We start from the raw sequence: 14,965 nt of genomic DNA on the forward strand, positions 1-14,965 counted from the left end.
CAGGCGAAATTTCGGCGCCGATGGAGCCGCCCTTGAGCGGCGCGGCAAATTCCACGCCCGGCGTGTCTTTCCAGCCCTTGAACGAGATATTGAATACCTTGTACAGCAAGCCGACGGCAAAACCGCCGAAGATGATCTTCGCGCGGCGCTTGGCGTCCAGCGCGGCGGCCGAATCCTTCTCGATGCTTTCACCGGCGGCGATGCGCGATTCTTCCGTGGCGGCCGCCTTGAGCACTTCGGCGCACGCCGTGCCTTCGGGGAATTTGAGTTCCTTGTGCTGGTCGACGATCATGGTGCGGCGCATGGGGATCATCATCAAAATGCCCAGCAGGCCGCCAAGGATACCGACCAGCATGACCCGCGAGATTTCCAGGTCGAAGCCGAGGATCAAAATGGCGGGCATGGTCACGCCCAGGCCGAAGGCCAGCGATTCGCCGGCCGAACCGGCCGTTTGCGTGATGCTGTTTTCCAGGATCGACGAATCCTTGCCGCCCACCTTCTTGGCCAGGCCGAACAGGGTGATGGCGATCACGGCGACGGGAATCGAGGCGCTGACGGTGAGGCCCACTTTCAGCACCAGGTACAGCGAGGAGGCGCCAAAGACCATCCCCAGGATGACGCCCATGAATAGCGCGCGGAAGGTCATCTCGGGCAGCTTCGCATCGGCCGGAATGTACGGCTTCACGACGCTCGGTGTTGCATCTTTTGCCATGGATATTTCCTTAATTTTTAAAAATAAACAGCCCGGATTGACGCCCGGGCTATTTTCTTGAAGCCGAGACTATCGCACAGCCGCGTTTCGATGAAAAGGTTTTTTGCTCCCGGTCCCGGCGGCCGGCCCTGCCGCCCCGCCCGCGCCGGAACGGCTGGCGCATTGGTCTATAATCGCTGCCACCGTGCCTTGCACGCTCACGTGAGACTGCCTTGACTGCCAAACGAACCGGATTCCCCTGGCCTTCCCGCCGCGCCACCGTGCGCGCTATCATCATCGCCGGCTGCGCCGCGCTGGCAGCTGCCGTGCTGCTGGCCGCCTACCTGTTCCTGTACGTGCGCCCCCGCCTGCCCGAACTGGGCGTCATTACCGACTACCAGCCGAAGATACCGCTGCGCGTGTACACGGCCGACAATGTGCTGATCGGCGAATTCGGCGAAGAGCACCGCGACTTCGTGCCGATTGCGCAAGTGCCGGAAATGATGAAGAAGGCCTTGCTGGCCATCGAGGATGGCCGCTTCTACGAACACCACGGCATCGACTTCGTGCGCGCCGGCGGCGCCGTGCTGTCGAACCTGCGCCATGGCTTTGGCCACGGCGGCGGCTCCACCATCACCATGCAGGTGGCGCGCAACTTCTTCCTGACGCGCGAAAAGGTCGCCTCGCGCAAACTCAATGAAATCATGCTGGCCCTGAAAATCGAGGCGGCCCTGTCGAAAGACCAGATTCTCGAGCTGTACATGAACCAGATGTACCTGGGCCAGCGCTCGTTCGGCTTCGGCAGCGCGGCGCAGACCTACTTCGGCAAGCCATTATCCGAACTGTCGATCGCGGAAATGGCCATGCTGGCGGGCCTGCCGCAAAACCCGTCGCGCCACAACCCGATCAGCAATCCGAAAAAGGCGCACGCGCGCCAGCGGCTGGTCTTGAAACGCATGCGCGAACTCGATTACATCAGCGAAGGCCAGTACCAGCAGGCGCTGGCCCAGCCGCTGCATATCAATAGCCGCGGCAAGCAGGGTTTCGATACGCACGCCGAATACGTGGCCGAACTGGCGCGCCAGGCCGTCTACGCGCAGTTCAAGGAAGACAGCTACACCAAGGGCATCAGCGTCTACACGACGATCCTGAAAGCCGACCAGGATGCGGCCTATGCCTCGACGCGACGCAACGTCATCGCCTACGACCAGCGCCACGGCTACCGCGGTCCGGAAACCTTCATCGACATGCCAGCCGACCCGGAGCAGCGCGACGACGCCATCGATGCGGCGCTGCAAAAACGCCCGGACAGCGACGGCCTGATCGCCGCCGTCGTCACGGACGTGGCCAGCGGCAAGGTGCTGGCCGACACGGGCGACGGCGACGCCAAGACGATCACAGGCGATGGCTTGCGCTTTGCCGCCCCTGCCTTGTCCGCCAAAGCGAGCGCCGGCATCAAGCTGCGCCCGGGCGCCGTGATCCGCATCACCAGGGATGGCAAGGACAACTGGACCATCACGCAAGTGCCGCTGGTGGCCGCCGCGTTTGTGTCGCTCGACGCGGACACGGGCGCCTACCACGCCATGGTGGGCGGCTTCGATTACAACCTGCAGAAGTTCAACCACGTCACGCAGGCATGGCGCCAGCCCGGTTCGGCCATGAAGCCGTTCGTGTATTCGGCGGCGCTGGAAAAAGGCTTTTCGCCGGCCACCCTGATCAACGACGTGCCTTTGGAAATGCAGGCGGGCGGCAAAGTGTGGGCGCCGCAGAACGACGACTTCAAGTTCGACGGCCCCATCACCATGCGCTACGCGCTGGCGCAATCGAAGAACGTGGCCTCGGTGCGCATCCTGCGCGCGCTGGGCGTGTCGTACACGCACGACTTCCTGGAAAAATTCGGCTTCGACCCGGCCCGCCAGCCAAACAATCTGACCATGGCGCTGGGCACGGGTTCCGTCACTCCCGTGCAGATGGCGGGCGCCTACGCCCTGTTTGCCAATGGAGGCCACCAGGTGGAGCCCTACCTGATCGATCGCATCGTCGACGCCAAGGGCACCATCCTGATGCAAACCAAGCCGCCCGCGCCGAACGACGACAAGACCCTGGCGCTGGACCCGCGCAACGCCTTCGTGATGGACAGCATGCTGCGCGAAGTGGCGCGCACGGGCACGGGCGCGGCGGCGACGAAAAAACTGGGCCGGACTGACATCGCCGGCAAGACGGGTACCACCAGCGACGCCGTCGATGGCTGGTTCGCCGGCTACAGCGGCGGCATCGTGGCCGTGGCGTGGATGGGCTACGACGAGCCCAAGTCCCTGGGCGGACGCGAATTCGGCGCGACCCTGGCCATGCCGATCTGGATCGACTACATGCGCACGGCCCTGTCGACGCGCCCCCAAATCACGCGCGCCGTGCCGGCTGGCCTGAGCCAGGTCGACGGCGAGTGGCTGTACGATGAATTCATCGACATGAACGGAATCAGGACCCTGGATATGGACGTGGAGACGCCGACGGATCCGGCGGCCGTGCCGGAGACGCTGCCGGTGGAAACCACGAACTGATCAGTAGGTCGGGTTAGCCGGAACGGCGTAACCCGACAAGCGCCGCCGTCGACGCCTGTCGGATTACGCTGCGCTAATCCGACCTGCTTCCGGCGCCTTGACCATGCTCAAATACCCGCGCGCCGTACCGACGACACTGTCGGCGAAATCGTCGACATTGACCTTCGCGGCGCGGTACTTCCAGCGTTTCACGTACCAGTCCTGGAACAGGGCCAGGCAGTGCGCGGCCAGCAAGGTGGGATCGCCCTGCGGCTTCGGTTCGATTTCGGCAATGGTGGCGGCGATCAGGGTCTGCACATACAGTTCCGAATTTTTCGCCATGCTGCGCTGCTCCACCTGCAGCACGCGCGAATCCATGAAGACGAAATAAAACCACGGCTGCAGCACTTCGGACAGGTAGATCGACGAGCGTATCATCGCCTCCAGGCGGTCCAGCGGCGACTTCACGTCGACGAACAGCAGCGGCAAGGCTTGCGTGGCGTGGCGCACCACGTCCTCGATCATTTCGGCCAGTTGATCCTTGCTCGTGATATAGCCATACAGGCCGCCCATCGACAGCCCCGTCTCGCGGCACAGGTCGCGCAAGCTCATGGCGCGGAAGCCCACGTCATTGGCCAGGCGGAAGGTGGCGACGAAAATGCGTTCAAGATTTTCCAGCGCCGGCTTGCGGCGCTTGACGCCGATACGTTCCGCGTGGCGGTCAAGAATATATTCCCAGATGTTTTCGCCATTTAAAGGCGTCATCTGCTGAAACTGTTCAAAATTAAAATGGGTCGACAAGTGCATTCCCAAATAACGGTGTAAGAGCGATATCCATGCAATGCCTGGGCACGGCACTGCAAGATGGCGGGACGGCTGATGCGGGGCCGATTATAGCTCAGGAAAACAACTATTTTACTTTTCAACTATGCAATGGGCGCATAAGCCACGCCAAATACCCACAGTTATTGCGCTGCATCATGCAATTCAAATGCAATTTACATCGAGCAGTGCTACATTTAAAAAACCGAGCGCTCGCTATTTTTAATGCATCGAGAATGTAAAGGGGCGCACGGTTCACCGCTACAGCATCGACATTTCCATACTATTCAAATAACGGAGACAAAATGAAGACTCGCTTTTGGCAACTGCTATCCACCCTGCTCCTCGCCCTCGCCATCCTGCCTGGCAGCGCCAGCGCCGCCGGCTACACGCAAACGAAGTACCCGATCGTGCTCGTGCACGGCCTGTTCGGCTTCGACAAGCTCGGCCCCGTCGAGTATTTTTATGGCGTCCCCGACGCCCTGCGCAGCGGCGGCGCGCAAGTGTATGTGACCACCGTGTCGGCCGCCAACAGCACGGAAGTGCGCGGCGAGCAGCTGCTGTCGCAGGTGCGGCAAATCCTCGCCGCCACCGGCGCGGCCAAGGTCAATTTGATCGGCCACAGCCACGGCGGCCCCACGGCCCGCTATGTCGCTTCCGTGCGCCCCGACCTGGTGGCGTCCGTCACCAGCGTGGCCGGCGTCAACAAGGGTTCCAAGGTGGCCGACATCCTCAGCGGCGCCATCCCCAACACCAGCAACGCGCTGGGCAATGCGCTCGCCTCGCTGATCGGCATTTTGTCGGGCAACAAGGGCTTGCCGCAAAACGCGGGCGCCTCGCTGGCGTCGCTGTCCACCGCCGGCTCGCTCGCCTTCAACAGCCGCCACCCGCAAGGCGTGCCTACCTCCGCCTGCGGCGAAGGCGCCTACCAGGTGCAAGGCGTGCACTATTTTTCGTGGAGTGGCGCGCAGCCGTACACGAACGTGCTCGACGTGGGCGACCCGCTGCTGGCCGCCATCAGCCTGGCCTTCGGCGGTGCCAAGAACGATGGCCTGGTCAGCAGCTGCTCCAGCCACCTGGGCAAGGTGATCCGCGACGACTACGCCATGAACCACCTCGATGAAATCAACCAGTTCGTCGGCATCGTCAACCTGTTCGAAACGAACCCCGTCACGGTCTTCCGCCAGCAGGCCAACCGCCTGCAAGGCCTGGGACTGTAAGGAGAAGCGCATGCACGCGAAATGGATCATCGGCGGCAGCCTGGCGGCCCTGGCCCTGTACCTGGTGCTGCGCCCGGGCGAAGCGCCCGCCCCGACGCCGGAAAAGGCGGAACCGGACCTGTTCGCGTTCGTGCGCTCGATGGAAGGCACGCGGCCCGACGGCAACGTGACGGTGGCCGCCGGCGACAAGCTGGTGGTCGACGCGGAACTGGGCCACCTGTTCGACTACTACCTGGCGGGCCTCGGCGAAAAGCCGCTGGCCGCCATTCGCAACCAGATCGAGGCGGAACTGGACAGGCGCCTGGCGCCCGTCCCCGCCCGCGAAGCCAAGCGCCTGCTGGGCGCGTATCTGGCCTACAAGCAGGCGCTGGCCGGGGCCGAGCAGGCCTTGCCGGCGCAAGCCGATGCGGCCCTGGCGGCGCGCGCGCGCCTGCAAGCCATGCGCGCCTTGCGCGGCAATTACTTTACGCCCGAGGAAAGCGCGGGCCTGTTCGGCGCCAGCGACGCGTATGACGACGACGCCGTGGCGCGCATGGCCATCCTCGGCGACACCACGCTCGATGAGGCGCAGCGCCAGTCGCAACTGGCGGCGCTCGATCAAAAAATGACGCCCGCCCAGCGCGCCGCGCGCGATGCGCCGCTGCGGGTGGCTCAGCTGGACGCCTCGGTCAGGACCTTGCGGGCACAGGGCGGCGGCGACAACGAAGTGTACCTCCTGCGCGCCAGCACCTTCACGCCGGCGGCGGCGGCGCGCCTGGCGGAACTGGACCGCGAGGAATCGCAGTGGCAGCAGCGCATCATCGCTTATCAAGCACAAAGGGCAAGCCTACCCGGCGGCGCGCAGGATGCGGCAGCCCTGCAGCAGCTGCGCGACGCCAGTTTCACGCCGGACGAGCAGCGCCGGCTGGGCGCCTACGAATAAGGCTCAAGCCAGCTGCGCCAGCAAAGCCGCCGCCGCCATCACGTCCGCCGTGCCGCGCCCCTGCCGGTAGCCGGCATGGACGGGGGCCAGCACGGCATGCGCGGCCGCGCCGCGGCCTTGCGCCTGCAGCACGGCCGCCAGGCTGGTGGCGCAGCGCAGTTCCCAGCCCGGCGCCTGCTGCTCCCTGGCCAGCTGCAGCGCTTCTTCCAGCTGTACCCGCACCGCGTCCAGCCCGGTGACATCCTCTTGCGCCAGCGCGCGCCAACGGTGGTGCGCGTCGCGGCGCAGCACTTCCGGCGCGCTCCATGGCGCCTGGCCCATGCGTGCGCGCCGCAGCGCCTGGCTATCGGCGGCAGCGTCGTGCAGGGTGGCCATCAAGTCGACCTGTATCGGCCAGCTGCGCACCGAAGGCCAGGGAAACTGTGTCAGCGCCTCGTCCGCATCAAGCAGGCGCTGGTAAGCGGCGCCCCAGGCGCTCCAGTACAGCAAGCCATAGCGGGCCGCATGCTCGCACAGCAGGCAAGTCCACGCATGCGCCAGTTCCCGCTGCCCGCACCACAAGGCGACGGGAATGGCATTGATGGCCAGCGCCACGCACAGCGTGACGCCATTGTGCTCGAAGCCCACCGCCACCGCCTCGCGCAACAGGGCCAGGGCGTCGTCGGGGCGGCCCTGCATCCACAGGCAGCGCGCCAGCGTGCCGCGCAGGCAAACCTGGTGGTCGGCCAGCAAGACATTGTTGACGCCAAGCTGGCATGCGCCCTCGGGATGCGCGAGCACCATGTGCGCCAGCGCCGCCGCCTGCGCGTAGCGTCCCTGCACGTACTCGCCGACCGAACGCATGCGCGTGAGCACCAGCCGCATCGGCGTATCGTCGCGCGTGTCGCACAGGACGGCAAGCTCGATGGCGTAACTGTCGGCGCGCTGGAAATCGGCCAGCTTCAGGCTGCATATCCACATGCCGCAAATCGCCTCGAAGCGCCGGCTGCCATCGTCCGTGCGCATGGCCAGCGCATAACCGCGCTGGAACGAACGCAGCATGGTGCAGGTGATGCCCTGCGTATGCAGCAGCAGGTGCGCCTGCGAGGCATGCAGCCGCATCTCGCTGTCCGGGTCGTCCAGCGCATGCGCGGCCATGCACTCGAGCGCCCGCTCGACGCGCACGCGGTATTCGTCCATCAGCGACAGCTGATAAAACAGGGTTTGCGCGGCCAGGGTCAGGGCCACGCCCAGCGCCACGTCGCCCTCCTCGCCGAAGGCCCAGTCGATGGCGGCCCGCAGGTCGTCGACATGGTGGCCATAGCGCGCATTCCAACTGGCCGGCGGCATGCTCCCCCAGTCGGCCGCGATGCGTTGGGCCAGGCCCAGCCAATGGCGTGCATGGCGCAGCAGCACGGCGCCCGCGTCCCCGCCCGCCGACAGCTGCGCACCGGCATAGGCGCGCGTGGTGTCGAGCAGCCGGTAATACACGTGCTGGCGGCAAAACTCGATGCTAACGAGGGATTTGGCCGCCAGGTCGGCCACGGTGTCGAACACATCGCATCCGGCCACGGCGCTGGCCGACTCGAGGCGGAAGCGGCTCCTGAACACGCTCAGCGCCTGCAATACCTGGCGCTCTTGCGCGTCGAGCAGGCCATAGCTCCAGTCCAGGGTGGCGCGCAGGGTCTGGTGGCGCAAGGGCATGTTGCGCGCGCCCCGCGTGAGCAGGCGAAAGCGGTCGTCGAGCTGGCGGCGCAATTCGTGCAAGCCGAAATGGCCGATGCGCCCGGCCGCCAATTCCAGCGCCAGCGGGATGCCATCGAGCCGCCGGCAGATATCGACGACGACGGGCACGTCGGCGTCGGCCAGCACGAAAGCATCGTCGACGGCCGCGCAGCGTTCGCAAAACAGCTGCACCGCAGAGAAATGGCGGGCTGCCGCCGCATCGGGCACGGCATCGGCGGGCGGCAATTCCAGCGTGGGCAGGCGCTGCAACTGCTCGCTGGTGAGGCGCAGCGGCTCGCGGCTGGTGGCCAGCACGTGCAGCAGCGGCGCACCCTTGAGCAAGGCGTCGGCCAGCGTGGCGGCCGCGCCGATCACGTGTTCGCAGTTATCGAGCACGATCAGCATGTGGCGCGGGCGCAGGTAGGCCAGCAAGACCGGCATGGCGTCGTCGGCCGCCACGGCCACGCCCAGCGCCGTGGCCAGCGCCAGCGGCACCAGGCGGGCCTCGTCCAGCGGCGACAGGTCGACGAAACACACGCCATCTGCATAGCGGCGCAGCACGCGCGTGGCCAGGCCGACGGCCAGGGTGGTCTTGCCGATACCGCCCGGGCCGGCAATGCACAGCAGGCGCAATTGCAGCAGCTGGTTGGCCATCGTTTGCAGCACCTCGGCGCGGCCCAGCATGCGCGTCAGCATGACGGGCAGGTTGTGCCGTGGCTCGGCGCCCGCCGCACCGGGCGCCGGCCGGCCCGTATGCGCCAGCGGCGCCAGGAAGCCGTAGCCGCGCCCGGGAATGGTGGTGATGTAGCGCTGGCCATCGCGGCCGTCGCCAAGCGCCTTGCGCAGCGCCGCCAGGTGCACGCGCAAGGTCGCGTCGTCGACCACGGCGTTGGGCCAGACGATAGCCACCAGATCGTGCTTGTCGACGATGTCGCCGGCGCGCTCCAGCAGGGCCAGCAGCAAGTCCATGGCCCTGCTGCCCAGGCGCAGCGCGCGTTCGCCCTCGAACAGCACGCGCTCCAGCGGCAAAAGGCGAAACGGGCCGAAGACATAGGCCGGGGCAGGACTGTTTATCATTCTTGCGTGGGGGAGTAGGTGTTAAAGCACGCGGCTTGCAGTGGCCATATTCTACTGAGCATCCGCGCCATGCCGCATGGCGCCATGTTTCGGCACTGTTACAGGGCCGGCCGGCGCGCCCGCGGCCAGCAGCGCGGCCACGTCGGCCGCGGGCGCCGGGCGGTGCAGATAAAAGCCCTGTACCTGGGGGCAGCCCAGCCGCCGCAGCTGCGCCAGCTGTTCACCGTTTTCCACGCCCTCGGCCAGCGCCTGCAAGCCCAAGCCCCGCGCCAGGGCAAGGGTCGAGGCGACGATGACGGCGTCGCGGCCGCCGCTGGCCACGTCGTGGATGAAGCAGCGGTCGATCTTGATGGTATGAATCGGCAGCATCCTGACATGGCTCAGCCCCGAATGGCCGGTGCCGTAATCGTCGAGCGAAATGGCCAGGCCCAGCGCGCGCAGCCGGCGCAATACCTGCGTCGCCTGCGCCATGTCGTCGATGCAGCAGCTTTCCGTCACTTCCAACTCCAGCAAGCCGGCAGGTATGGCGTGGCGCCGCAAGCAGCCCAACACAAAATCGGGTAACTGCGCCGACAAATGCGGCTGGCACAGCTGGCGCGCCGAGACGTTCACGGCAACCGGCACCACGGGCAGGCCCGCCGCGCGCCACTGCGCCAGCTGGCGACAGGCCGCGTCGATGCCCCAGTTGCCCAGCGCGGCAATGGCGTTCGTCCGCTCGGCCAGGCCGATGAATTCGTTCGGATAGACGAGGCCGTGGTGCGGATGGTTCCAGCGCAGCAGCGCTTCCAGGCCGACCAGGCGCAACTGCGCCGTATCGAACTTGCCCTGGTAGTGAAAGCAGAATTCGCCGTCGACGATGGCCCTGTCCAGGCGCCCCTGCAACTCCCGGCTGCGCGCCGGCGTCCGGCACAGCCGCGCCAGCGCGCCGTGCCAGAACCTTGCCAGGCGCGCCACTAGGCCAGCAGGCGCGGTACGGCCGGCGCAGTGCGGCCCGCCAGAACCGCCGGCCCCTGGCGCAGGCGAAACACGCTGACCACCTGCAGCAGCCTGGCCGCCTCGCCTTCCAGCGATTGCGAAGCGGCCGCCGCCTCTTCCACCAGGGCCGCGTTCTGCTGCGTCACTTCGTCCATCTGCACGACCGCCTGGCTGACCTGGCCGATGCCCGTGCTTTGCTCGGCGCTGGCCGCCGTGATGTCGGCCACCATCTGGCTCACGCGTCCCACGGCCGCCACCACGTCCCGCATCGTGGCGCCGGCCTGTGCAACCAGCGCCGCGCCTGCGTCCACCTGCTGCGTGGAGGTGGCGATCAGGGCGCGGATATCGCGCGCCGCCGCCGCGCTGCGCTGCGCCAGATTGCGCACTTCCGTTGCCACGACGGCAAAGCCGCGCCCCTGCTCGCCCGCGCGCGCCGCTTCCACGGCCGCATTCAGGGCCAGGATATTCGTCTGGAAGGCCAGCATGTCGATCACGCCGATGATGTCGGCCATCTGCGCCGACGAGGCGCTGATGGCGTCCATCGTATGGATCACCTGGCCCACGGCTTGCCCGCCGGCGCCGGCGATGTTCGCCGCCTCGACGGCCAGCACGCTGGCATGGCGGGCATTGTCCGCGTTCTGCTGCACGGTGGAGCTCAGTTCCTCCATGGCCGACGCAGTCTGTTCGAGCGAGCTGGCCTGCTCCTCGGTGCGCGAGGACAGGTCGATATTGCCGGCCGCGATTTGCGACGAGGCCGTGGCGATGGTGTCGGTGCCGCTGCGCACCTGCTGCACGATGTCGAGCAGGTTGCCGTTCATGATGCTCAGCGCGTCGAGCAGCTTGCCCGTTTCATCGCCGCCGTGGCGGCCGAAGGTCGACGTCAGGTCGCCGGCAGCCACGGTCTGCGCCACTGCCAGGGCATGGCGCAGCGGATGGACGATGCTGCGCGTGACCAGCCAGGCGGTAAGGAGCGAAAAGAGCACGGCCAGCGCGCTCAGCGCCAGCATCATGTTGCGCGCCGTGGCGTGTTCCGCGCGCACCTGGGCGCCCGCCTCCTCCATCAGCCCATGCTGGTGCGCGATCAGGCTTTCCAGCGCCGCCATGTAGCGCAGCTGGTCGCCCCGCACCGTGCCGAGCAGCAAGCTGGTCGCTTCATCGCGCGCGCCCTCTTCCAGCAAGGCCAGTACCTTGTCGCGCCCGTCGTTGAACGCGGCGCGCGCCTGCGTCACGGCCGCCATCAACTGGCGGCCCTGCAGCGACGTTACCACCTGTTCCAGCTGCGCCAGCCCCTTTTCCGTTTCGCCGCCTGCCCTGGCGATCGTGGCGCGTTCCTGCGCCAGCTGCTGCGGTTCCGTCATCAGCAGCAGGTTGCGCGAGGAGCGCGCGATGATATTGACATTCTTGATGATGTCGTTGGCCAGCACGGTTTTCGGATATTTGTCATTGATCACGTCGCGCATGCGCAGCTCCAGGCTGGACAGGCGCAGCATGCCCAGCACGGCGGTCGCCAGCAGCAGCAAGGTCAACAATGCAAAGGCGCAGCGCAGGCGCGTGCCGATTTTCATATTTGCCATCTTTATTCGCATCCTTCAGTGTGGTGCATCGGTCATCACGCCGGGCTCGCATGCAAGGCTGACGGCAATGGCTGCCGCCTGCCATGAATGGCTGGACGCAGCAGGCGGAAGGGTCAGCCGGGATGTGGCCGAGGCGGGAACAAGGGCGGTACGGCAGGCAGTGTGAGTTATCTCACAGGCAATGTCGCGTTAAGTTTTGAAAAGATTTGCTTAGATGGCAAAACAGCTATTTTTATAACGCTGTTTTTTTAGTAAGTAGTAACCGCAGTTCGAACCGCAGTGCGACCCTGTGCGCGCATGTGAAAACGGCCGCGCAAGGCGGCCGTCCGGTAGCGCATGCTGGCGCCGTCAATCGATCAGAACACTTCCCACTCGTCGTCGCGCGGCGCGCTCTGGCGCTGGGACGGCACGGCGTGCAAGGCCGGGCGGCCCGCAGCGGGACGCGGCGCAGGCCGCGATGCCGGACGCTTCGGCGCCGCGCTGGCCGCCACGGCGCGCGGCGCGGCCGGCTTTGCGTTCGCGTTTGCCCGCGCGGCAGGCGCCTGGGCGCCATCGAGCTTGAAGACGCTGACCACCTGGGCCAGCTGGCCCGATTGCTCCTGCAGCGATTCGGCCGCGGCGGCCGCCTCTTCCACCAGGGCCGCGTTTTGCTGCGTCACCTGGTCCATCTGGCCGATGGCCTGGTTGATCTGGTCGATGCCCGAGCTTTGTTCCTGCGTGGCCAGGCTGATTTCCGCCATGATGTCCGTCACGCGCTGCACGCTGGAGACGATTTCGGCCATCGTGCTGCCCGCCTCGGCCACCAGCTTGCTGCCCGCATCCACTGCCACGACGGAGTCGCCGATCAGGGTCTTGATTTCCTTCGCTGCGGCGGCCGAGCGTTGCGCCAGATTGCGCACTTCCGTGGCCACGACGGCAAAGCCGCGTCCCTGCTCGCCCGCGCGCGCCGCTTCCACGGCCGCATTCAAGGCCAGGATATTCGTCTGGAAGGCGATGCCGTCGATGACGGAAATGATGTCGACGATCTTGCGCGACGAGTCGTTGATGGCGTCCATGGTCTCGACCACCTTGCCCACCACGGCGCCGCCCTTGACCGCCACGCCCGAGGCGCTCAGCGCCAGCTGGTTGGCCTGCTGGGCGTTGTCGGCATTCTGCCGCACGGTCGACGTCAGCTCTTCCATCGACGACGCCGTCTCTTCCAGCGAACTGGCTTGCTCTTCCGTGCGCGAGGACAGGTCCAGGTTGCCGCTGGCAATTTCCGACGACGCCGTGGCGATGGTCTCCGTGCCGCTGCGCACCTGGCCGACGATGCTGACCAGGCTGGAGTTCATGTCCTTGAGCGCCTGCAGCAGCTGGCCCGTTTCTTCCGTCGTGAGTACCTCGATGTGGCTCGTCAGGTCGCCCGAAGCCACCGTTTGCGCCACTTTCACGGCCGAATTGATCGGCTGCGTGATGGCGCGCGTGATATAGGCGGCGCAGCCGATGCCCAGCGCGGAGGCCAGCAAGCCGAGGATGACCATCAGGCTTTCCGAGCGGATCACGGCCGCGCTGCCGTCCTTGACGCTGGCATCGGCCACGCCGTTATTGAGCTTGATGATCTCGTTGAGCGTGCCTTCGGCCTTGCCGAACAGGCTGCGCGAGTCCTGGTACTGCTTGTAGAACGCCGCGAACAACTCTTTCTGCCGCGGCTCGTCACGGTTGTCGGCCAGCTGGCGCAAGATGGCGCGCACCTTGTCGTCGTCCGCCTTCCATGCCGTCCACTCGCCCTGGAAGCGCTTCCACAGCACGGCTTCTTCGGCGGTTTGCGGCAGCGGTTCGTACAGCTTGCGGCCCGCCTCGATATTGTTCCAGGCCTTGGTGCGCAGCTGCAGCGCTTCCGCGAACTTGTCCTGTGCCTGGTAATTGTTTTCATACATGGCGGCCGTCAGGGTGGCGGCGGCAACGGCCGTCTGGCCTTCGTTGATCATCATCAAGCCCTGGATCGACGGCAGGCGCACCACGCCGATTTCATTGACGGCGTTGCCCACGGTGGCGATGCCCGTGTAGCCGCTGATGCCCACCACCAGCAAGGCCACCATCATCACGGCGACAAGCGTCGCCAACTTCCATTTGATCAGTAAATTCTTAAACATGGCGAGGTCCTTTATAAAGTCACGAAGACTGCTGGCGAAGTTGGGGCTGGCATGTTCGAGTAAAACAGCTGACACTTGTATAAAGGTGGCGGGGATAGGGCGTACGCTTCGTTACAATTGGCGAGATTTTATAAGTGGAAGCATAGTGGAAAACAGGCGCGCTGGCTGTCAAATACTTGATACAAAACAATATTTATTTCTTTACTGTGGCGCGCATTGCACAGCGGTCAAAAAAATTGACAGAGCGCCCCGCTTTGGTGCAAAAAATCCCCATGCCTCACTATTGGCTACGCAGTTGATAGTCGTATAAGATGAGCAACAAGCAAACAACAGGCAGACCATGGCTTATCCTATCGAACACAAACTGGTGATCGGGGTCGCTTCCAGCGCCCTGTTCGACCTGGCCGAATCGCACCAGGTCTATCTCGACAACGGGCCCGAGGAATACCGCAAGTACCAGGAAACGCATATCGACACGGTCTTGCCGCGCGGCGTGGCCTTCCCCTTCATCCGCCGCTTCCTGAACATCAACAAGCACTATCCGCGCCAGTCGCCCGTGGAAGTGGTGCTGTTTTCGCGCAATTCGCCGGAAACGGGCTTGCGCGTCATGCATTCGATCGCCCACTATGGCCTGGACATTTCGCGCGCCGCCTTCATGACGGGCAAGTCGCCCTATCCCTACCTGCCCGCCTTCAACGCGTCGCTGTTCCTCAGCGCGAATGAAGACGACGTACGCAGCGCGCTGGCCTGCGACTACCCGGCCGGCCTGGTGCTGCCGTCGCGCACGGAAGACGACGAAAACGACGAGGAATTGCGCGTGGCCTTCGATTTCGACGGCGTGATCGCCGACGACGAAGCGGAAACCGTTTTCAAGCGCAACAACGACGTCGATGAATTCCACGCCCATGAAACCCTGAACGTGGGCACGCCGCACCGCCCCGGCCCGCTGGCCGGCCTGTTCCAGAAGCTGGCCACCATGCAGCGCCTGGAAGAAAGGGCCCAGCGGCGCGACCCCGGTTATAAAAAGATCCTGCGCATCGCCATCATCACGGCGCGCAACGCGCCTTCGCACGAGCGCGTCGTGACAACCCTGAAAAGCTGGGGCGTGGCGGCCGACGAGACGTTTTTCCTCGGCGGCATGGACAAGTCGCGCGTGCTGGCCGTGTTCAAGCCGCATATCTTCTTCGACGACCAGCTGAGCCACCTCAAATCGGCGGGCGGCACGATACCGATGGTGCATGTTCCTTTCGGTGTCGCGAATATGCGCGCGGGCGATGGTCTATAATCCTGCCTGTCAGCGCCGTCACT

The 14,965-nt window shown here is 65.4% G+C and carries 10 protein-coding genes; 4 read left to right on the forward strand and 6 right to left on the reverse strand.

From position 1 onward, the window contains the following. Positions 1–712, reverse strand: a 712-nt coding sequence (locus tag VM94_RS28905; protein WP_046683011.1) for an OPT/YSL family transporter, incomplete at its 3' end; no start/stop codon positions are given. 260 nt (positions 713–972) lie between these two features. Here VM94_RS28905 and VM94_RS08350 point away from each other — a divergent pair. Further along, the gene (locus tag VM94_RS08350; protein WP_082127622.1) at positions 973–3,252 is read left to right on the forward strand and encodes a penicillin-binding protein 1A; all 2,280 of its coding nucleotides are present in this window, start codon (positions 973–975) and stop codon (positions 3,250–3,252) included. A gap of 63 nt (positions 3,253–3,315) precedes the next feature. On the opposite strand, the gene VM94_RS08355 is transcribed toward VM94_RS08350, so the two are convergent. Further along, complete coding sequence (locus VM94_RS08355) at positions 3,316–3,996, reverse strand: TetR/AcrR family transcriptional regulator (RefSeq protein WP_046683139.1); 681 nt, start codon at positions 3,994–3,996, stop codon at positions 3,316–3,318. A 362-nt stretch (positions 3,997–4,358) separates the two neighbouring features. Here VM94_RS08355 and VM94_RS08360 point away from each other — a divergent pair, with 362 nt between their 5' ends. Both VM94_RS08360 and VM94_RS08365 read left to right on the forward strand, forming a co-directional pair. Further along, positions 4,359–5,273 (forward strand): lipase family alpha/beta hydrolase, encoded by a 915-nt coding sequence (locus VM94_RS08360; RefSeq protein WP_052755636.1) that lies wholly within the window; start codon positions 4,359–4,361, stop codon positions 5,271–5,273. 10 nt (positions 5,274–5,283) lie between these two features. Further along, positions 5,284–6,195 (forward strand): lipase secretion chaperone, encoded by a 912-nt coding sequence (locus VM94_RS08365; RefSeq protein WP_046683013.1) that lies wholly within the window; start codon positions 5,284–5,286, stop codon positions 6,193–6,195. A gap of 3 nt (positions 6,196–6,198) precedes the next feature. Here VM94_RS08365 and VM94_RS08370 read toward each other — a convergent pair whose 3' ends face one another. From VM94_RS08370 to VM94_RS08385, 4 genes are all read right to left on the reverse strand, one after another. Beyond that, on the reverse strand, positions 6,199–8,976 hold the full coding sequence (locus tag VM94_RS08370) for an ATP-binding protein (protein WP_046683014.1): 2,778 nt from the start codon (positions 8,974–8,976) through the stop codon (positions 6,199–6,201). A 51-nt stretch (positions 8,977–9,027) separates the two neighbouring features. Further along, entirely contained in the window at positions 9,028–9,930 is a 903-nt protein-coding gene (locus VM94_RS08375) for a putative bifunctional diguanylate cyclase/phosphodiesterase (RefSeq protein ID WP_052755638.1), read from the reverse strand. Next, positions 9,930–11,525 (reverse strand): methyl-accepting chemotaxis protein, encoded by a 1,596-nt coding sequence (locus tag VM94_RS29390; protein ID WP_313902979.1) that lies wholly within the window; start codon positions 11,523–11,525, stop codon positions 9,930–9,932. Before VM94_RS29390 ends, VM94_RS08375 begins: the two co-directional genes overlap by 1 nt. A 356-nt stretch (positions 11,526–11,881) precedes the next feature. After that, the gene (locus VM94_RS08385) at positions 11,882–13,657 is read right to left on the reverse strand and encodes a methyl-accepting chemotaxis protein (protein WP_046683015.1); all 1,776 of its coding nucleotides are present in this window, start codon (positions 13,655–13,657) and stop codon (positions 11,882–11,884) included. A 340-nt stretch (positions 13,658–13,997) separates the two neighbouring features. Here VM94_RS08385 and VM94_RS08390 point away from each other — a divergent pair, with 340 nt between their 5' ends. Beyond that, positions 13,998–14,942 (forward strand): 5'-nucleotidase, encoded by a 945-nt coding sequence (locus tag VM94_RS08390; RefSeq protein ID WP_046683016.1) that lies wholly within the window; start codon positions 13,998–14,000, stop codon positions 14,940–14,942. The last annotated feature ends 23 nt before the right edge of the window (positions 14,943–14,965 follow it).

The sequence above is a fragment of the Janthinobacterium sp. KBS0711 genome (genome assembly GCF_000988085.1).
Lineage (GTDB): Bacteria > Pseudomonadota > Gammaproteobacteria > Burkholderiales > Burkholderiaceae_D > Janthinobacterium > Janthinobacterium lividum_E.